We start from the raw sequence: 19,870 nt of genomic DNA, 5'->3' as shown, positions 1-19,870 counted from the left end.
GTTGATAGGCCGGATGTGGAAGCCCTGTAAGGGGTGGAGCTGACCGGTACTAATAGGCCGAGGGCTTGTCCATAGTTGCTACGCGTCCACTGTGTTGTTCTGAAGGAACGACCCCCAACCCCCGTGCCCCAGGCACCGGGGGGTGGTGTCCGGTCAACTTCATAGAGTTTCGGTGGTCATAGCGTGAGGGAAACGCCCGGTTACATCCCGAACCCGGAAGCTAAGCCTCACAGCGCCGATGGTACTGCAGGGGGGACCCTGTGGGAGAGTAGGACACCGCCGAACAACCATTAACAGAAGGCCCCCTGACCATAGGTCAGGGGGCCTTTCTGCGTTCACCTGTTCCGGCCCCCGTCACACCGTCGGCCCCCATCGGCGGTGTGACGGGGCGCACGCTTGCGGGGAGTTCCGGTTGCGAACCGCCGCTGCTCCCTAAAATATTGATCATGAGCACACACTTTGATGTCGTGGTCCTGGGGGCTGGGCCGGGTGGCTACACCGCGGCGGTCCGAGCCGCACAGCTCGGGCTGCGGGCGGCCGTGGTCGAGCAGAAGTACTGGGGAGGCGTCTGCCTGAACGTGGGCTGCATCCCCTCCAAGGCGCTGCTGCGCAACGCCGAACTTGCGCACATCTTCACCCAGGAGGCCAAGACCTTCGGGATCCGGGTCGAGGGGACGGTGAGCTTCGACTACGGGGAGGCGTACCGGCGCAGCCGCAAGGTCGCGGACGGCCGTGTCGCCGGCGTCCACTACCTCATGAAGAAGAACTCCATCACCGAGTACGACGGCCGTGGCACCTTCGTGGACGACCGCACGCTCACGGTGGAGCTGAGCGCCGGCGGCACCGAGACGCTCACGTTCGACCACTGCATCATCGCCGCCGGCGCCACCACGCGCCTGCTGCCGGGGACCTCACTCAGCGACCGGGTCGTCACCTATGAGGAGCAGATCCTCAGTGACTCGCTCCCCGGCAGCATCATCATCGCGGGGGCCGGCGCCATCGGTGTCGAGTTCGCGTATGTGCTGCACAACTACGGGGTGAAGGTCACCATCGTCGAGTTCCTCGACCGGGTTGTGCCGCTGGAGGACGTCGAGGTCTCGACCGAGCTGGCCAAGCGCTACCGCCGCCTCGGGATCGAGGTGCTGACCTCCACCCGGGTCGAGTCGATCGACGACAGTGATCCCTCTGCCAAGGTCAGGGTGACGGTCACCCGGGACGGGCAGCAGCAGGTGCTGGAGGCCGACAAGGTCCTGCAGGCGATCGGCTTCGCGCCGCGCGTCAGCGGCTACGGGCTGGACGCCACCGGCGTCAAGCTCACCGACCGGGGCGCGATCGATGTGGACGGCCGCGGTCGGACCAGCGTTCCGCACATCTTCGCGATCGGGGATGTCACCGCCAAGCTGATGCTGGCCCATGCCGCCGAGTCGATGGGTGTGATCGCGGCGGAGACGATCGCGGGTGCGGAGACCATGGAGCTGGACTTCGTGATGATTCCCCGTGCGACCTACTGCCAGCCGCAGATCGCCAGCTTCGGCTGGACCGAGGCGCAGGCACGCGAGAAGGGCTTTGACGTCAAGGTGGTGAAGTTCCCCTTCACCGCGAACGGCAAGGCCCACGGCCTGGGTGACCCGGTCGGCTTCGTCAAGGTGATCAGCGACGGCCGTTACGGTGAGCTGCTCGGGGCGCATCTGATCGGCCCCGAGGTGACCGAGCTCCTGCCGGAACTCACGCTGGCGCAGCAGTGGGACCTGACGGTCCACGAGGTCGCCCGCAACGTGCATGCGCATCCCACGTTGGGTGAGGCGGTCAAGGAGGCCGTCCACGGCCTGGCCGGACACATGATCAACTTCTGAGAGTTGTGATACCGGCTGGTTTCTCGTTACCTGCTCAGGGTAGAAATTGCTCATGCGAGTAACCCCCGGCACCGTCGATGCGGCGCCGTCACGGTCCCCGGCCGGGGCGGCGCCCAGCGGTCGACGGACGGCGGTGGTCCTCCTCATCGACGTCGCGCTGCCCATCGGCACGTACTACGGCCTGCGGGCCGCCGGGGTCAGCGTCTTTCTCGCTTTGGTGATCTCGGCGGTGGTGCCGCTGGTGAGCGCGCTGGTGCAGTTTCGGCGCGAGCGGCGCTGGGACGGGATGGCGGCGTTCGTGGCCGCCATCATGCTGGCTGGGATGGCCGCATCGCTCGTCAGTGGGAGTACCCGTTTCCTGCTGGCGAAGGACGGATGGCTCACCGGGGCCGCGGGTCTCTGGTTCCTGGCGTCGATCCGGGCCAGCCGGCCGCTGGCGTTCCACGGTGCCCGCCCGTTCCTGGAGGGGCGCTTCCGGTCCGGCGGGATCTCCTGGGATGTGCTCTGGGAACAGGAGCCCCGGTTCCGCCACATCTGGCGGGTGTCGACCGCGATCTGGGCTGCGGCCATGATCCTTGACGGCGCGGCGCGGGTGGTGATGGCGTACAGCCTTCCCGTGGACCTGGTGCCCGCGCTGGGAGGCCTGCTGTGGCCGGTCACCCTGGTCCTGCTGCAGGTGGTGACCGGCGTCTACTACCAGGTCGCGGGGTTGTGGGGGTTCACCTCGCGATCTCCCCGACCAGCCGCGAACGACGAATCCGCCGCAGCCCCCGCAGCAGAGTCCGGGTGAGTCGGGACGGTCGGATGCGGCCTGGAAGGAGCGTCAGCCCGCTTGCCGGGTAAGGCTCTTGGGCTCCGGGGCGGGACCCGTTGCGACCGCCGTAGCCGTGCTGCCTCCGCGTGGGAGGAAGGCGTACGCGCCGAGGCCCGCCAGCAGCGCCCACAGTGGTGCGCCCACGCCGAAGGCGGTCACCCCGGACGCGCCCACGACGAAGGTGATGACGGCGGCCTCGCGCCCCTCCTGGTGGGCCAGGGTCGCCGCGAGCGCGGAGCCAAGGGTGCCGATCAGGGCGAGCCCGGCGATGGCCTCCACCAGCAGGGGCGGCGCGGCGGTGAGCAGGATCGCGGACAGTCCGGCGGTCAGGCCGAGCAGGATGTAGCACGCTCCGGCGCTGACCGAGGCGATCCACCGACGTGCACGGTCCGGATGGGCGTCCGGACCGGCGGCCAGTGCGGCGGTGATGGCGGCCAGGTTGACCATGTAGGCGCCGCCGACCGCTCCGATCGCGGTGGCGAGGCCGGTGCCGACCAGGACGGGACGCAGCGGCGGGCGGTAGCCGAAGTGGGTCAGCACGGCAAGGCCCGGGATGTTCTGCGAAGCCATGGTGATCACGTACAGCGGGACGGCGACGCCGATGGCGGCCCCGGGACTGAAGGCGGGGAGCGTGAGGCTGAGGGTCGGCAGCAGGGGTGCGGCCGGGCCGACGCTGTGCGCGGGGTGGACGAGCAGGGCGCAGACGGCCACAGCGAGGGCGCCGGGGGTGGCCCAGCGGCGTGCGTAGCGGGTGAGCAGCGCCCAGCTGACGATGGCCGGCAGCGCGAGGGCCGGGAGCTGGACCGCCGCCCGGACCGGGGCCAGGCAGAGCGGTAGCAGTACTCCGGCCAGCAGGGCGGTGGCGATCTGCGCCGGGATCGCGGCGACCAGACGGCCGAGGCGCTGCCACAGCCCGGTCAGCGTGATCAGCAGACCGCTGACTACGAAGGCCCCCACCGCGGCGCGGTAGCCGCCGCTCTGGTGGCCGGCGGCGACCAGCAGCGCTGCGCCCGGGGTGGACCAGGCGATGCTGATGGGCTGCCGATAACGCAGACCGAGCCACAGCGCGAGCCCGCCCATGGCCAGGCAGAGCAGCAGGAGGCCGGAGACGGCCTGGCCCCGGTCGGCGCCGACCGCGCGGAGGCCGGTCAGGACCAGGGCGAACGAGCTGGTGAAGCCCACCAGGGCGGTGACCAGACCGGCGGAGATCGGCTGACCCAGCCCGGGCGGTGCCTCGGTGGTGGTCCCCATGCTGCCCCTCCGGCCTTCGTGCTGTGCTGCGGTGTTCTGCTCCTGCGTTCCGTTTATGGAACGATAGGGCAGCGGACCTGCCGGGCGCCAGAGGATACTGGGCGCCATGGTTCAGGCATGGTCGAGCAGCGCCGCTGCCGAGACGGGCCGGCGGATCCGCCGACTGCGGGGCGAACGCGGGCTCAGCCTCTCCGAGTTGGCGCGCCGTGCGGACATCGGCAAGGCCACGCTGTCCGGGCTGGAGAGCGGCACCCGTAACCCCACCGCCGAGACCCTCTACGCCATCGCCGGGCAGTTGGGCGTCCCGTTGTCGATGCTCCTGTCCACGCCGCTGCTCTCCGCACCCGGCATCGCTGACGGCGGGGGCACCGAAACCTCTCCCGGCGACGCATCAGCGGCGGGTCCGGTCGGCAAGGAGGGTGGCGCCGTCCCGGTGGTCCACGGCGTCGCCGTGTCGGCCACGCTGCTGGAGGTGTTCACCGACGCCGGGATGAGCACGGAGCTCTACCGGCTGCGGATCCGACCCGGCGCGGTGCAGATCTCCCCCGCGCACGCCCCCCGGGTGATGGAGTACCTCACCGTGTTTGCCGGAACGGCAGAGGTCGGCCCGGTCGGACGGACCGTGGTGGTACCGGCCGGCGGGCACGCCGGGTGGGTCTCGGACGGGCCGCACAGCTATGCGGCGCTCGGCGGGACGGTGGTGGAGGCCAGCCTGCTGATCCGGCATCCACTCCCCGGGATCGTCCCCGGAGGCGCGGGTTGATCGTTCCCCGGGCCCCCGCGCTGCGGAGTGTCGGTGGTGCCGGTTACGGTGTGCGCAACACCGGCCGAACTCGCGGATCCGGCAGCGTTCGCGGTGCCGGCACCTGTTTCGCGGAGCCGGTACCTGCTTCGCAGAACCGACAAGGGAGAGGAGGCGGCGACCGTGCAGAATCTGACGCTGTCCTGGCAGTCCGCCGGGGCGGTCGGCGTGGCCGTCTACGCCGCCTCACTCGCGGTGCGCCGCACCAACCGGCCCGCTGCCGCCCTGGTGCTGCGCGAGGCGGCCACGGTGCTGGGCCTGTTCGCGGTCTGGCAGTTCGCCGGACAACTGTCGGTGATGGGCACGGACGGGGCCATCGGCCGCGGCCAGTGGCTCTGGGACACCGAGCGAAGACTCGGCCTGCCCAGTGAACTGACCCTGCAGCAGTGGGTGCTCCCGCATCCGCTGCTGGTCCAGGGCGCCAACTACTACTACGCGGTCATGCACTTCGGGGCGATGATCGCGCTGCTCGCCTGGGTGTTCCTGCGGCACCGCCAGGCCTATCCCTGGGTACGCACCACGCTGGTGCTGGTCACGGCGTCCTCGCTGCTGGTGCAGCTGATACCGGTGGCCCCGCCGCGGCTGCTGCCGGGCACGCAACTGGTGGACACGGCGGTCCAGTACGGGCAGTCGGTGTACGGGGAGACCCTGGGCGGAATCCAGCCCGACTCCTACTCCGCCATGCCCTCGGTGCACGTCGCCTGGTGCTTCCTGGTCGCGGTCGCGGTGATCAGGATCAGCCGCAGCCGCCGGCGCTGGCTGGTGCTCGCACATCCGCTGCTGACGGTCACGGTGGTGCTGGTCACCGCGAACCACTTCTGGCTGGACGGCGTGGCGGCGGTGCTCCTGCTGCTGCTGTCCTACTTGGTCCAGTGGGCGGTGGCGGCCGCCCTCGTGCGCCGCCGCTCCCGTAAGGATCAGACGACCGAGGCGGAGGACGACGCCCAGCAGGAAGCCGTGGGGGCGGACGTCCGTTCCTGAAACCCGCCCGGCGTTCGTCGGGGGCGCAGACCCTGCGCCCCCGACGGGTCGGCGGACGGTCACCGACCGGTCAGCGGACCGGCAGTGTCAGCCGTCCCCAGCGGCCTCCGGCCAGAGCGGAGGTCGCGCTGTACCAGGCGGCCAGCCCGGCCGCCGCGGCCACCCAGCCGCCGATCTTGCCCAGGGTGGCGTTCCCGGCCATGGTGTCGATGGCCATCAGCACCAGGGAGACCGTGAACAGGCCGTAGACCGCGCGCACCAGCGTCCCGCCGAGCCAGTGGGCGGCTGTCGTGGTGAGTGCGAGCAGGGCCCAGAGGACGAGGAAGAGCGCGGTCGCGTCCTTCCCGGCAGGAGCGGCTTCGGCCCAGGTCACCCAGAAGGCGCCGAGGACGGCGAAGGTGGTGCCGGTGGCGGCGTTGCCGCCGCTGAACTCCAGCAGGCCGGAGATGAACAGGGTGAGCCCGCCCACGAACAGGGCCAGGCTGCCGGCGTCCTTGACGCCCGCTCCGTTCAGGACGCCGGTGGAGAGAATGCCGAAGGAGAGGAGGGTCAGGCCGAGGGCCAGGTAGCCGAGCGGTCCGGCTGCGGATCCCAGGGATGCGGTACGGGCTTGCTGCGCCACCGCGGCTTCGTTGCTCACGGGGGCTCCTTTCCATGTGTCCGAGGTACTGCGACGGAAGGGTGGTACGCGTGTGCGCGCACGGTGCCGCACGGCGTGCTGTGCAGTGATGTGCCGCGCGGTGAAGTGACGTGCCGTGCGGAGCGGAGAGCCGGGGTCGGACGTCGTCGTCCGGTCGGGGTCCGCGAAGAGGTGGACGGGCACACTGTCCTGACAGTCGATCAGTACCCGACAGTGATGGGTCGTCAACCTTCCGTAACCATAGATTTATCGACTACTTGGGCAAACCGCCTGACAACGACGTCGACAACCGGTAATGGCGGTCGGCTAGGCGCCGGGGCTTCGCTGTGCCGGGACGCGCAGGGCCAGGATCGCCATGTCGTCGGAGGCCGGCTCCGGCGCGAACCGCTCCACCGCCCGCAGTACCCGGGCCGCGACCGCGCCGGCGGTGAGACCGGTGCATCCGGAGAGCACGTCCGCAAGGCCGTCCTCCCCCAGCATCCTGGTGCCCTCGCGCCGCTCGGTGATGCCGTCGGTCACGCACAGCAGCACGTCGCCCGGGTCCAGCACCCAGGTCTCCTCGGTGAGTTCGAGGTCCTCGATCACGCCCAGCAGCGGCTGCGGTTCGGCCGCCGCGCTGACGCTGCCGTCCGGTCGCAGCCGCAGCGGCAGCGGATGACCGGCGCAGACCGAGCGCAGTTCCACCGTGCCGTCCTGGCGCGGCGTCATCTCCCCGTACAGCAGTGTCAGGAAACGGCTTCGGGCGCCCTCGTCCAGGATCGCCGCGTTGAGGCGCTTGAGCACCTCGGGCGCGGACAGCCCCTCCCGGGCCAGCAGGCGCAGCGAGTGCCGGGCGAGTCCGGTGACCGACGCCGCCTCGGGGCCGGTCCCGCAGACGTCGCCGATCGCGAAGCCGTAGGTGCCGTCCCTGATGGTGAACACGTCGTAGAAGTCGCCGCCGACCTCGTTGCCCTCGCCCGCCGCGCGGTAGATCACCTCGACCTCGACGCCGGGGATCTTCGGCAGCTCCGGCGGCAGCAGGCTGCGCTGCAGCGCCCGGCTGATGGCGGTGCGCTCGGAGTACAGTCGGGCGTTGTCCAGGGCCAGGGCCGCGCGACGGGACAGGTCCTCGGCGAGTTCCAGGATCTCCCGACGGAACTTCTCCTCCGCGGCCTTCCCCAGCGTCAGCATCCCGATGACCCGGTTGCGGGCCACCAGCGGCAGCACCACCGTCTCGCCGCCGACGGTCACCGCGGTCGCCAGCGCGGCGGCGGACCCGGCAGTCGAGCCGGAGGCCGAACCGTTGGCTGAACCCCTGGTTCTGGGGCCGGGCACCGAGTCGTCCCGGCCCAGGCAGCGCAGCGAGGCGCGCATCGCCGCGTCGTTCGCCGCCGTCGCCGGGGCGCGCCAGTTGCGGGCCCCGGGCAGGTTGACCGGTTCCGGCGGCGGGATCTGCGCCAGCAGCGCCCGCAGCCCGTCGATCTGGTCCTCGTCCTCGTGCAGGACGAAGGCCAGCTCGGGCGCGGACTGTTCGGAGATGGTGTAGACGGCGCACCAGGCCGCCAGCGTCGGCACGGTCATCTGGGCCATCAGGGCCAGCGTCTGGTCCCGCTCCAGCGTCCCCGCGAGCAGGTCCGAGGCCTCGACCAGGAACGACAGCGAGCCCCTGCGCAGCCGTTCCAGCTCGGTGAGCCGGGCGCTCTCCAGGGCCAGGGCGATCCGGTCGGCGGCGAACTGCAGTCGCAGCGCGTCCTCGTTGCGGTACTGGCCGGGGGCCTGGGCGGCCACGCCCAGCGAGCCGGTGAGCCGGCCCTCGACCTTGAGCGGCACGGTCACCACCGAGCGCAGCCCGGTGCCGGCCAGCAGCGGTACCGTGCCCGGCTGCACGGTCAGATCGTCGTGGACGGCGGGCAGCCGGGCCGAGCCGTAGCGGGCGCTGCCGGCCTCGACCGGCACCCGGGCGAACCGCTGGCGGCCGGACGGCAGTCCGCAGCTGGCCCGTACCTCCAGTTCGGTCTCGTCGTCGGTGGCCAGCAGCAGGTAGGCCGCGTCGCCGTCGAGCATGTCCCGGGCGCGCTCGACGGTGCGCTGCAGCAGGCCGTCCAGGTCGTCGGGCGCGGGGGAGCCGATGAAGGCGTCGAAGGACTGCGGTCCGCCCTGGACCCCCACCGCGGGACCGTCGAGCTGGCCGGGGCCGGACTCGCCGGACTGGCCCCGGAACGGCGACTGCAGCACGGCGCGTTCCTGGTCGCGTACCAGCAGGCAGACCGTGGAGGGAGCCCCCTCGCTGTCCCGGACCCGCAGGTGGGCGCCGTACACCGGCAGCGTGCGGCCGTCGCCGCAGCGCAGTCCGTAGCTGCCCTCCCAGCGGGAGAGCCGCAGCGCCTCGTTGAGGCCCAGGCCGGTGCCGGGGGTCTGCGGCCAGGCCGCGTAGGCGCTGAGCGGGCGGCCGAGTGTCTGCGCCGAGGGGTGCTGGAACAGCGTTTCGGCGTCCTGGTTCCAGGCGCTGATCACGCCGTCGGCGTCGACTTGGACCACGGCGACCCGGACGGTGGCCTCGGCGGCCGGCAGCAGCCGGTCCGGGGTCACCGGCCCGGCGAAGCGGGTGCCGGCGGCGCGTTCCGGCATCTCCAGCCGGAACCAGACCCGCTTGCTGGCCGGCTCGTAGTCGACTCCCCAGCGTGCCGCGAGCGCGGCGCAGAGCAGCAGCCCCCGGCCGCCCTCGCGTTCCAGCTCGACCGGACCGGGTTCGAACGGGAGGCCGTCGACCGGACCGCCGTTGTAGAGCGGCAGTGCGCGCTTGGGGTAGCGGTCGGCTACCTCGACCCGCACCCAGTGCTCCTCGCGCAGGCAGACCACCTCGGCCGCGGTGCCCGCGTGCACCACCGCGTTGGTCACCAGTTCGCTGACGAGCACCACGGCGTCGTCCACGACCTCGGAGAAGCCCCAGCCCTGGAGGGTGTCGCGGACGAACCCGCGCGCGGACGCCACGGAGCGGCCGACCGGCTCGAACGTGGCGGCTGCACGCGCGGTGACCACGAAGTGACTCCTGTCGTTCCTGTGCTGGGGACAACGGTGCTACGGCCGTCAGGTTACTTTCCGCAGGCACATCCGCGTGCCCGATCCCCCACGAGGTCCGCCCGTCCGCGGCCGCCCGCCCGGTTCGCGCCGTTCCCGCTCCGTTCGCAGTGTTCCGTTCCCCGGTCGGCAAGGCGATACCCCGCGCCACCCCTCACGCAACCCCCGGGGGTCGCTAGATTGTGAGCAACAGGACGTCGGCGTCACCGCGGACGCGCCCCGGATCCTCGGTGCGGGGCGCGTCCGGGCTGCCGCCGGTCGGCGACTCTGGGAGGGACACCCCGGTGGAAACCAGCAGGGCTACAGCGACGGTGGCGGCCCGTGGCGGCCGGAGCCGCCGGAACCGGGGGGCGGACGCGGCGGATCTGCGGAAGCTGCTGTCCGCGTTGACCGCGATGCGCGACGGCAACTTCCGTCGTCGGATGACCGTCCCCGGCGACTCGGTGATGGCCGAGATCGCCGCCGTCTTCAACGAGATCGCGGAGCGCAACCAGCACCTCACCGGAGAGCTGGCCCGGGTGCGCCGGGCCGTCGGCCGCGAGGGCCGGCTCTCCGAGCGCCTGGAGATCGGCGCGGGGGAGGGGGCCTGGGGTGCGGCGGTCGACAACTGCAACGCGCTGATCGACGACCTGGCCCGGCCGATGGCCGAGGTCGGCCGGGTGCTCGGGGCCATCGCCGAGGGCGACCTGGACCAGCGGATGGAGCTGCGGGCGATCGGCCCGGACGGCGGGACGCATCCGCTGCGGGGCGAGTTCCTCAAGGTCGGCCGGACCGTGAACGGGCTGGTCGGGTCGCTCGCGGAGTTCACCGAGGAGGTGACCAGGGTCGCCGTCGAGGTCGGCACCGACGGCATCCTGGGCGGCCAGGCCCGGGTCCGCGGCGTCTCCGGCAGCTGGAAGGACCTCACCGACTCGGTCAACATGATGGCCAGCCGGCTGACCGCGCAGGTGCGCGACATCGCGCTGGTCACCACGGCGGTCGCCAAGGGCGACCTGTCCAACAAGGTCACCGTCCATGTCGCGGGCGAGATGCTGGAGTTGAAGAACACCGTCAACACGATGGTGGACCAGCTCTCCGGCTTCGCCTCCGAGGTGACCCGGGTGGCCCGCGAGGTGGGCACCGAGGGCCGGCTGGGCGGCCAGGCGACCGTCCCCGGGGTCGCCGGGACCTGGAAGGACCTGACCGACAACGTCAACCTGATGGCGACCAACCTCACCGTCCAGGTGCGCAACATCGCCCAGGTGACCACGGCGGTGGCGCGCGGCGACCTGTCGCAGACCATCGAGGTCGACGCGCGCGGCGAGATCATGGAGTTGAAGAACACCATCAACACCATGGTCGACCAGCTCTCCGGCTTCGCCGAGCAGGTCACCCGGGTCGCCCGCGAGGTCGGCACGGACGGGATCCTGGGCGGCCAGGCCATGGTGCCCGGGGCGGCCGGGGTGTGGCGGGACCTCACCGACAACGTGAACTTCATGGCCGGGAACCTGACCTTCCAGGTCCGCAACATCGCCCAGGTCGCCACCGCCGTGGCGCGCGGCGACCTGTCGCAGAAGATCACGGTGGACGCGCGCGGCGAGATCCTGGGTCTGAAGACCACGCTGAACACCATGGTGGACCAGCTGTCGGCGTTCGCCGACGAGGTCACCCGGGTGGCCCGCGAGGTCGGCACCGACGGCACGCTGGGCGGCCAGGCCGTGGTGCCGGGAGTCTCCGGCACCTGGAAGGACCTGACCGACAACGTCAACTTCATGGCCAACAACCTCACCGGCCAGGTCCGCAACATCGCCGAGGTGACCACCGCGGTGGCGCGCGGCGACCTGTCCAAGAAGATCACCGTCTCGGCCCGGGGCGAGATTCTGGAGCTGGTCACCACCGTCAACACCATGGTCGACCAGCTGTCGGTGTTCGCCGACGAGGTGACCCGGGTGGCCCGCGAGGTCGGCACCGAGGGCATCCTGGGCGGCCAGGCCCGGGTCAAGGGCGTCTCCGGCATCTGGCGCGACCTGGCCGAGAACGTCAACTTCATGGCCAGCAACCTCACCTTCCAGGTGCGCAACATCGCCCAGGTCGCCACCGCGGTCGCCGGCGGCGACCTGTCGAAGAAGATCACCATCGAGGCTCAGGGCGAGGTCGCGGCCCTGGCCGACACCCTGAACACCATGGTGGACCAGCTGTCGGCGTTCGCCGACGAGGTGACCCGGGTGGCCCGCGAGGTCGGCACCGACGGGACGCTGGGCGGCCAGGCCCGGGTGGCCGGGGTGGCCGGCATCTGGAAGGACCTGACCGACAACGTCAACTTCATGGCCAACAACCTCACCGGCCAGGTCCGCAACATCGCCCAGGTGACCACGGCGGTCGCCAAGGGCGACCTGTCCAAGAAGATCGACGTGGACGCGCGCGGCGAGATCCTGGAACTCAAGACCACCATCAACACCATGGTCGACCAGCTCTCCGGCTTCGCCGAGCAGGTGACCCGGGTGGCCCGCGAGGTGGGCACCGACGGACGCCTCGGCGGCCAGGCCCGGGTCCCGGGCGTGGCCGGGACCTGGCAGGACCTCACCGAGTCGGTGAACGAACTGGCCGGCAACCTGACCCGGCAGGTGCGCGCCATCGCCCAGGTCGCCACCGCCGTGACCCGGGGCGACCTCAGCCTGCGGATCGACGTGGACGCGTCCGGCGAGCTCGACGAGCTCAAGGACAACATCAACCAGATGATCGCCAACCTGCGCGAGACCACCAGGACCAACCAGGAACAGGACTGGCTCAAGACCAACCTGGCCCGGATCTCCGGTCTGATGCAGGGCCGCCGCGACCTGGAGGCGGTCGCCTCGCTGATCATGAGCGAGCTGACCCCGGTGGTCTCCGCCCAGCACGGCGCGTTCTTCCTGGCCCAGCCCGGCAGCCGGCCGCCGGAGCTGGTCCCGGACGAGGAGGACGACGGCGACCTGGTGCTGCGCCTGATCGGCTCCTACGGCTACCAGCGGCGGGCGATGCCGACCACCTTCCGTCCCGGCGAGTCGCTGATCGGCCAGGCGGCGGTGGAGAAGCGGCCGATCCTGCTCAAGTCCGCGCCGCCCGGATATCTGAAGATCGCCTCGGGGCTCGGCGAGGCCGCCCCGGTGAACGTCATCGTGATGCCGGTGCTCTTCGAGGGCCGGCTCCTCGGGGTCATCGAGCTGGCCTCGTTCAACGCCTTCACCAAGGTCAGCCTGGACTTCCTGGACCAGATCGCGGAGATGATCGGCGTCACCGTCAACACCATCTCGGTCAACACCAAGACCGAGGGCCTGCTGCTGGAGTCCCAGCGCCTCACCGCCGAACTGTCGATGCGGTCGGCCGAGTTGGAGGCCCGGCAGGAGGAGCTGCAGCGCTCCAACGCCGAGTTGGAGGAGAAGGCGGAGCTGCTCGCCACCCAGAACCGCGACATCGAGATCAAGAACTCCGAGATCGAGGAGGCGCGCCAGGTCCTGGAGGAGCGCGCGGAACAGCTCGCACTCTCCTCGCGCTACAAGTCGGAGTTCCTCGCCAACATGTCGCACGAGCTGCGCACGCCGCTCAACTCGCTGCTGATTCTGGCCAAACTGCTCACCGACAACGCCGAGGGCAACCTCAGCCCCAAGCAGGTCGAGTTCGCCGAGACCATCCACGGCGCCGGCTCGGACCTGCTGCAGCTGATCAACGACATCCTGGACCTGTCCAAGGTCGAGGCGGGGAAGATGGACGTCCGCCCGGCCCGGATCGCGCTGGTGCAGCTGGTCGACTACGTCGAGGCCACGTTCCGTCCGCTCACCGCGGACAAGGGCCTGGACTTCGCGGTGCGGGTCTCGCCGGACCTGCCGGTGACCCTGCACACCGACGAGCAGCGGCTGCAGCAGGTGCTGCGCAACCTGCTGTCCAACGCGGTGAAGTTCACCGACTCGGGCGCGGTCGAGCTGCTGATCCAGCCGGCCGGATCCGGCCGCGGTCAGCATCCGGTGCCCGCGCCGATCATGGAGCAGTTGCTGGAGACCGGCGCCATCGCCGACCCGGACGTGCCGCTGATCGCCTTCTCGGTCACCGACACCGGCATCGGCATCCCGCAGAACAAGCTGAGGGAGATCTTCGAGGCCTTCAAGCAGGCCGACGGCACCACCAGCCGCAAGTACGGCGGTACCGGTCTCGGGCTGTCGATCAGCCGCGAGATCGCCCGGCTGCTCGGCGGGGAGATCCACTCCGAGAGCGAGCTGGAGCGGGGCAGCACCTTCACCCTGTTCCTCCCGCTGGACGCCGGCCTGGAGCAGGGCGACGGCGGTGTCGAGTCCGCGCTGCCGGACATCTGGAGTCTGAGCGGGATGCCGCCCACCAGCCCGGCGCAGCAATGGGCGGACGAGGTGCGCGAGGCGGCGCACGAGCGTCGCCGCGAGGCCGCCGCGCTGGCCTCGGCGCACCGGGTCGGGCTGGAGCCGCCGTCGGTCGGCAGCCGGAACGGCTCGGTCGGCGCCCCGCGCCCGGTCGGCGACCCGCGCCCGCTCGCGGACGGGCACCCCGGCGCGCGCGGCGACGACCGTCCCGGCCAGCTGTTCCCCGACCGCACCGGGCACGGCGGTCGCGGCGACCACAGCGAGCACGTCGGAGGCGTGCACGAGGGTCCGTTCACCGGGCGGTTCGAGGGCGAGAAGGTGCTGATCGTCGACGACGACATCCGCAACGTCTTCGCACTGACCAGCGTGCTGGAGCAGTACGGGCTGTCCGTGCTGTACGCGGAGAACGGCCGCGAGGGCATCGAGGTGCTGGAGCAGCACGAGGACGTCGCCGTGGTGCTGATGGACATCATGATGCCGGAGATGGACGGCTACGCCACGACCGAGGCGATCCGACGAATGCCGCAGTTCGCCGGGCTGCCGATCATCGCGCTCACGGCCAAGGCGATGAAGGGCGACAAGGAGAAGAGCCTCGCGGCGGGCGCCTCCGACCATGTGACCAAGCCGGTGGACACCGACCATCTGCTCGGCGTCATGGCGCACTGGCTGCGGGCCCGTGGGTGACCGACTGACCTCGGCGGGCGGCGGGCCGGGACATCCGTCCAGCTCCGCGGCCCGGTGGGGGCGATCCGTCCCCGGCCGGGCCGCGGCCGCCACCGCAGGGCCACCGGCCGGATTCCGGGCGGCTGGATCGGGCATGGGACCGGAACCCGCCCGGAAGGGCGGGGGCTGCACGGTTTCCGGCGGATCGTCTGTACCCACTCGTAGGGGTGGTAGAAGGTCCGGAGGGGAACGGGGTAGGGTCACTCGGCGTTGCTACCGGTGTCGACTGGGTCACCAGAGTGCCTGGTGCCCAGTGGTAGGTGCCGGACACCGTCAGGACGGTGGCGTGGGTGGCGGGCAGTGAGGTGCGGCTAGCATGACCGTGACGAGCACGACCGGAAGCGTGACCGGAACGGGCGGCGCATCCGCGCCGGTCCATGGGACGTCGACCGGATCCGTACCGGGGCGAGGAGGGCGGGCCGCAGTGCAGAAGGCCAAGATCCTCCTGGTCGACGACCGACCGGAGAACCTGCTGGCGCTGGAGGCGATCCTCTCGGCGCTGGACCAGACCCTGGTCCGTGCGTCCTCCGGGGAGGAGGCGCTGAAGGCGCTGCTCACCGACGACTTCGCGGTCATCCTGCTGGACGTGCAGATGCCCGGGATGGACGGCTTCGAGACCGCCGCGCACATCAAGCGCCGGGAGCGGACCAGGGACATCCCGATCATCTTCCTCACCGCGATCAACCACGGCCCGCACCACACCTTCCGCGGCTACGCGGCCGGCGCGGTGGACTACATCTCCAAGCCGTTCGACCCCTGGGTGCTGCGCGCCAAGGTGTCCGTGTTCGTCGAGCTCTACATGAAGAACTGTCAGCTCAAGGAGCAGGCCGCGCTGCTGCGGCTGCAGCTGGGCGCGGACGGGTCGGGGCCCCGGAGGAGCAACGGCGGCAACGCCGCCGCCGACGACCTGACCCGCCGTCCGGGCGCCAGCGGGGTGCTCGCCGAGCTGTCCGCGCGGCTGGCGGCGGTCGAGGAGCAGGCCGAGGCGCTGACCAAGCAGTTGGACGAGAACGCGGACCCGGCGGCCCTGGCCACGGCCACCCACCTGGAACGCAAGCTGTCCGGACTGCGCCGGGCCCTGGACGCGCTGGAACCCGGCACCGGCACCGCGGCCGCCGGCAGCAGCAACTGACACCGCGGCAACTGACAGCCCGACACGCGTGAAGCCCTCGCGGCGCATGTCGCGCCCCCAACACCACCGGTAACCTGAGGCCCATGGCTACACGCATGTCCGGAAGCGGCTCGCAGACCCGTGGCACGGGGTCGGCGAAGAAGGCTGCCGCCGGACCGGCGAAGGCCGCCGCCAAGAAGGCCCCGGCCAAACCGGCGGCCGCGAAGAAGGCCCCCGCCAAGGCGGCCCCGGCCAGGAAGGCCGCCGCCAGGAAGGCCGCCGCCGCGCCCCCGCCCGCGCCGCCCAAGCCGATGCCCTACCGCGCCGTGCGCGGCAGCTGGCTCGGCATCGCGCACGGCGTCGGGGCCATGGCCAGGGGCGTGGGCGACGGCGCCAAGGGGCTGCACCCGGCGCACCGCAAGGACGGTCTGGCGCTGCTGCTGATCGCGCTGGCGCTGCTGGTCGCGGCCGGCTCCTGGTCGGATCCGCAGGGCTGGCTCGGCATCGCGGTCACCAACGTGGTGATGGGCGCCTTCGGCCGGCTGGCGGTGCTGGTCCCGGTCCTGCTCGGTGGGCTCGCGATCCGGCTGATGCGTCATCCGGAACGCCCGGAGGCCAACGGACGGATCGTCATCGGCCTGGGCACGCTCATCTTCGGCGTCCTCGGCCTGATCCACATCGGCTCCGGCGCACCGTCCCTGAACGCCGGAGCCAGCCAGATCCGCAGCGCCGGCGGGCTGATCGGCCTGGCCGCCTCCCGGCCGCTGATGGAGGCGGCCGGACCCGCGCTCGCGGTGCCGCTGCTGCTGCTGGTCACCTTCTTCGGGCTGCTGGTGGTCACCGCCACCCCGGTCAACCAGATCCCGCAGCGCTTGCGCCTGCTGGGCACCCGGCTGGGCCTGATCGAGCCGCAGCTCCCGGAGCAGGACCCGTTCGGGCCGGACGGCGAGGAGTTCGACGGCGGTCTCGACGGACTCGGCCTCGGCGCCGACTTCGAGGGCGAACCGGGAACCCCGGACGAACGTGCCGCCCTGCTGGCCAAGCGCGAGCGGCTGGAGGCGGAGGGCGCGGTCGCCGCGCCGCCGGCCCGCCGTCGGCCGCGCCGCCGTCAGGGCGCGGCGGCGGAGCCGGACCTGGCGCCCGACGGGCTCGCGCCGGGCGGTCTCGACCCGATCGACGTGGCCGCCGCCGCGGCCGCCGCGCTGGACGGCGCGGTGCTGCACGGGGTCCAGCCCTCGTCCACGCTGGCCGACGTCCTGGGCCGGGTGAAGGACCGCACGCCGCCGAGCGACAGCGTCGCGCCCCCGGTCACCTCGCTCGACAAGCAGGCTCCGCTCCAGGACCGGATCGGTGCGGCGCAGGCCGGCACCGTTCAGGACGGCACAGGTCAGGACGGCGCAGTTCAAGACGCCGCCGAGGACGCCGCGGTACCGCCGGCCCGCCGGGAGGACGCCCCGGGGGAGGCCGTCGACGGCGGCATCCCGCCGCTGCGCTCCGAGCAGCTGCGGCTGCCCGCCGACAACAGCTACCAGCTGCCCTCGCCCGACCTGCTCACCCGCGGCGGCCCGGGCAAGGCCCGCAGCAAGGCCAACGACGACGTCGTGGCCGCGCTGACCAACGTCTTCGCCGAGTTCAAGGTCGACGCGGCCGTGACCGGCTTCACCCGGGGGCCGACGGTCACCCGCTACGAGGTGGAGCTGGGCCTGGCCGTCAAGGTCGAGCGGATCACGGCGCTGGCCCGCAACATCGCCTATGCGGTGGCCAGCCCGGACGTGCGGATCATCAGCCCGATCCCGGGCAAGTCCGCGGTCGGCATCGAGATCCCCAACACCGACCGGGAGATGGTGAACCTCGGCGACCTGCTGCGCTCACCGGTCGCCACCGGCGACCCGCACCCGATGATCGTCGGGATGGGCAAGGACGTCGAGGGGCAGACCAGCGTCGCCAACCTGGCGAAGATGCCGCACATCCTGGTCGCCGGAGCCACCGGCGCGGGCAAGTCCTCCTGCATCAACTGCCTGATCACCTCGATCCTGATGCGGGCGACGCCCGACGAGGTACGGCTGGTCCTGGTCGACCCCAAGCGGGTCGAACTGACGGCGTACGAGGGTGTGCCGCACCTGATCACCCCGATCATCACCAACCCCAAGAAGGCCGCCGAGGCGCTGCAGTGGGTCGTGCGCGAGATGGACCTGCGCTACGACGACCTGGCCGCGTTCGGCTTCCGCCATGTGGACGACTTCAACAAGGCGGTCCGGTCCGGCAAGGCCCAGCCGCTGCCGGGCAGCGAGCGGGTGCTGGAGCCCTACCCGTACCTGCTGGTGATCGTGGACGAGCTGGCGGACCTGATGATGGTCGCGCCGCGCGACGTCGAGGACTCCATCGTCCGGATCACCCAGCTGGCCCGGGCCGCCGGGATCCACCTGGTGCTGGCGACCCAGCGACCCAGCGTGGACGTGGTGACCGGCCTGATCAAGGCCAACGTCCCGTCCCGGCTGGCGTTCGCCACCTCCTCGCTGGCCGACAGCCGGGTCATCCTGGACCAGCCCGGCGCCGAGAAGCTGATCGGCAAGGGCGACGCGCTGTTCCTGCCGATGGGAGCGGGCAAGCCGGTCCGGATGCAGGGCGCCTTCGTCACCGAGGAGGAGATCGCGGCCGTCGTCGACCACTGCAAGGCGCAGACGCAGACCGCCTACCGCGCGGACGTCACGGTGGGCAGCGCGCCCCGTAAGGAGATCGACGAGGAGATCGGCGACGACATGGACCTGCTGGTCCAGGCCGCCGAGTTGGTCGTCTCCACGCAGTTCGGTTCGACGTCGATGCTGCAGCGCAAGCTGCGGGTGGGCTTCGCCAAGGCCGGGCGGCTGATGGACCTGATGGAGTCGCGGGGGATCGTCGGGCCCAGCGAGGGGTCCAAGGCCCGCGACGTGCTGGTGCAGCCCGACGAGCTGGACGCCGTGCTGCTCACTCTCCGGGGGGAATGACCGGGGCCGGGCGCATCGCATACGCATGGACCGCCGTTGACCGGGTAGGGGCGACCCATACGGTTCCGCTCTCCTGAGCGGCCGTCACCAGCGCGTACGGTGGCCGGACGAAGGCCTCGGCATCCCCTCGGCATCCCCTCGGCGACCTGAACGCACTTTCGGCGGTATCCGGCTTGATACCTCCGCAGGGTCGCGCCCTAGACTGAAACACCCGGTTCCGCAAAGGAGCCGCAGCAGTAGATGGCCAACGCTCGAAAGGCGCCATTGTGACCATCGGCAAGTCCCCTTCCGGAGACCCCGGCCGAACTGCTCGACCCAGCACGACGACGACTGAGACCGCTGCGCGGACCGCGAAGGCCGCCAAGGCTCAGGCGGCGGCCGCCAAGGCCAAGGCGGAGGCGCCGGCGCCGTCCACCACCTCGGCACGCGCCCAGGCCCAGGTCTTCCGGACCCCGGACCGGACCGCGCCCCCGGCCGAGCCGGTGACCGCGTCGGAGCCGTCGATCGGCACGGTGCTCGGCACCGCGCGGCTGGCCGCGGATCTGACGGTCGAGGAGATCAGCGCGCGGACCCGGGTCCGGGTGCCGATCATCCACGCCATCGAAGAGGACGACTTCACCCGCTGCGGCGGGGACTTCTACGCCCGTGGCCACATCCGCTCCATCGCCCGCGCGGTCGGTGTCGACGGCGACCCGCTGGTCGCCCGCTACGACGACGCCCACGGCGGGTCTCCGGCGTCGGCCCGTCCGGTTCCGCTGTTCGACGGGGAGCGGATCCGCTCCGAGCGCCGCCGGCCGAACTGGACCGGGGCGATGATCGCCGCGATCGTCGTGGTGGTCGCCGTCATCGGCTTCAACCTGGCCAGTGGCAAGAACCGGACCCCGGTCGCGCAGGCCGCGGTCCCGGCGCCCACGGTGACCGCGCCCACCCTGCACCCGGCGCCGCAGACGCCCCTGGCGGTCAAGCCCAGTGCGGTGGCGGCCGCTCCGGCGGGCCAGGTCACCCTGAAGGTGAGCGCCGAGTCCGGCGACACCTGGCTGCTGGTCAAGAACAGCGAGGGCAAGACCCTCTACCAGCAGACCCTGGCCCAGGGGTCCTCGCAGACGTTCAACGATCCCAAACAGCTGAAGATCGTCCTCGGTGACGGCGGAGCGGCGCACGTCTGGGTGAACGGCAAGGACCTGGGCAAGGTGGGACAGAGCGGGCAGGTGGTCAACGCCACCTACACCCCCGGCGACCCGCAGGCGGGCTGAGTCCGCCCGCCCGGCGCCGTGGTGGAGCCCCAGGTCGAAGGCCTGGCGGATGATCCAC

The 19,870-nt window shown here is 71.5% G+C and carries 11 protein-coding genes and 2 rRNA genes; 10 read left to right on the top strand and 3 right to left on the bottom strand.

From position 1 onward, the window contains the following. From ABH925_RS04175 to ABH925_RS04160, 4 genes are all read left to right on the top strand, one after another. A 23S ribosomal RNA gene (locus ABH925_RS04175) occupies nucleotides 1-73 on the top strand; the annotation flags it as partial. A 95-nt stretch (nucleotides 74-168) separates the two neighbouring features. Next, nucleotides 169-285: ribosomal RNA gene (gene rrf / locus ABH925_RS04170) — 5S ribosomal RNA — on the top strand. Nucleotides 286-446: 161 nt separating this feature from the next. After that, a complete protein-coding gene (lpdA, locus tag ABH925_RS04165; RefSeq protein WP_370145395.1) occupies nucleotides 447-1,853 on the top strand; it encodes a dihydrolipoyl dehydrogenase in 1,407 nt (468 codons plus the stop codon). A gap of 52 nt (nucleotides 1,854-1,905) precedes the next feature. Continuing rightward, nucleotides 1,906-2,643 carry a VC0807 family protein gene (locus tag ABH925_RS04160; protein WP_370145394.1) on the top strand — a complete coding sequence of 246 codons (738 nt, stop codon included), beginning with the start codon at nucleotides 1,906-1,908 and terminating at the stop codon, nucleotides 2,641-2,643. Nucleotides 2,644-2,676: 33 nt separating this feature from the next. Here ABH925_RS04160 and ABH925_RS04155 read toward each other — a convergent pair whose 3' ends face one another. Further along, the gene (locus ABH925_RS04155) at nucleotides 2,677-3,918 is read right to left on the bottom strand and encodes a benzoate/H(+) symporter BenE family transporter (protein ID WP_370145393.1); all 1,242 of its coding nucleotides are present in this window, start codon (nucleotides 3,916-3,918) and stop codon (nucleotides 2,677-2,679) included. Between the two features lie 106 nt (nucleotides 3,919-4,024). Here ABH925_RS04155 and ABH925_RS04150 point away from each other — a divergent pair, with 106 nt between their 5' ends. Together ABH925_RS04150 and ABH925_RS04145 are read left to right on the top strand one after the other, a co-directional pair. Continuing rightward, complete coding sequence (locus tag ABH925_RS04150; protein ID WP_370145392.1) at nucleotides 4,025-4,681, top strand: helix-turn-helix domain-containing protein; 657 nt, start codon at nucleotides 4,025-4,027, stop codon at nucleotides 4,679-4,681. Between the two features lie 162 nt (nucleotides 4,682-4,843). Continuing rightward, nucleotides 4,844-5,701, top strand: a complete 858-nt coding sequence (locus ABH925_RS04145; protein ID WP_370145391.1) for a phosphatase PAP2 family protein — start codon at nucleotides 4,844-4,846, stop codon at nucleotides 5,699-5,701. Nucleotides 5,702-5,771: 70 nt separating this feature from the next. On the opposite strand, the gene ABH925_RS04140 is transcribed toward ABH925_RS04145, so the two are convergent. Both ABH925_RS04140 and ABH925_RS04135 read right to left on the bottom strand, forming a co-directional pair. Next, nucleotides 5,772-6,341 (bottom strand): acetate uptake transporter, encoded by a 570-nt coding sequence (locus ABH925_RS04140; protein ID WP_370145390.1) that lies wholly within the window; start codon nucleotides 6,339-6,341, stop codon nucleotides 5,772-5,774. A 306-nt stretch (nucleotides 6,342-6,647) separates the two neighbouring features. Then, entirely contained in the window at nucleotides 6,648-9,359 is a 2,712-nt protein-coding gene (locus tag ABH925_RS04135; RefSeq protein WP_370145389.1) for a SpoIIE family protein phosphatase, read from the bottom strand. A gap of 434 nt (nucleotides 9,360-9,793) precedes the next feature. Between ABH925_RS04135 and ABH925_RS04130 the strand changes: the two genes are divergently transcribed. The 4 genes from ABH925_RS04130 (at nucleotide 9,794) to ABH925_RS04115 (ending at nucleotide 19,812) form a co-directional block, all read left to right on the top strand. After that, nucleotides 9,794-14,425: a HAMP domain-containing protein gene (locus ABH925_RS04130; protein ID WP_370145428.1), complete on the top strand. Its 4,632-nt coding sequence runs from the start codon at nucleotides 9,794-9,796 to the stop codon at nucleotides 14,423-14,425. A gap of 463 nt (nucleotides 14,426-14,888) precedes the next feature. Beyond that, nucleotides 14,889-15,596, top strand: a complete 708-nt coding sequence (locus tag ABH925_RS04125; RefSeq protein ID WP_370145388.1) for a two-component system response regulator — start codon at nucleotides 14,889-14,891, stop codon at nucleotides 15,594-15,596. Nucleotides 15,597-15,679: 83 nt separating this feature from the next. Next, nucleotides 15,680-18,559: a DNA translocase FtsK 4TM domain-containing protein gene (locus ABH925_RS04120; RefSeq protein WP_370145387.1), complete on the top strand. Its 2,880-nt coding sequence runs from the start codon at nucleotides 15,680-15,682 to the stop codon at nucleotides 18,557-18,559. A gap of 482 nt (nucleotides 18,560-19,041) precedes the next feature. Then, complete coding sequence (locus tag ABH925_RS04115) at nucleotides 19,042-19,812, top strand: RodZ domain-containing protein (RefSeq protein WP_370145427.1); 771 nt, start codon at nucleotides 19,042-19,044, stop codon at nucleotides 19,810-19,812. The last annotated feature ends 58 nt before the right edge of the window (nucleotides 19,813-19,870 follow it).

This window comes from Streptacidiphilus sp. EB129, assembly GCF_041262645.1.
Classification (GTDB): Bacteria; Actinomycetota; Actinomycetes; order Streptomycetales; family Streptomycetaceae; genus Streptacidiphilus.
The sequence above is the reverse complement of the archived record's forward strand: the minus strand, read 5'-3'. Positions and strand labels throughout refer to the sequence as shown.

Coding starts and splice junctions, on each gene's coding strand:
- lpdA (WP_370145395.1), top strand. CDS start 447: ATGAGCACACACTTTGATGTCGTGGTCCTGGGGGCTGGGCCGGGTGGC.
- ABH925_RS04160 (WP_370145394.1), top strand. CDS start 1,906: ATGCGAGTAACCCCCGGCACCGTCGATGCGGCGCCGTCACGGTCCCCG.
- ABH925_RS04155 (WP_370145393.1), bottom strand. CDS start 3,918: ATGGGGACCACCACCGAGGCACCGCCCGGGCTGGGTCAGCCGATCTCC.
- ABH925_RS04150 (WP_370145392.1), top strand. CDS start 4,025: ATGGTTCAGGCATGGTCGAGCAGCGCCGCTGCCGAGACGGGCCGGCGG.
- ABH925_RS04130 (WP_370145428.1), top strand. CDS start 9,794: ATGCGCGACGGCAACTTCCGTCGTCGGATGACCGTCCCCGGCGACTCG.
- ABH925_RS04120 (WP_370145387.1), top strand. CDS start 15,680: ATGGCTACACGCATGTCCGGAAGCGGCTCGCAGACCCGTGGCACGGGG.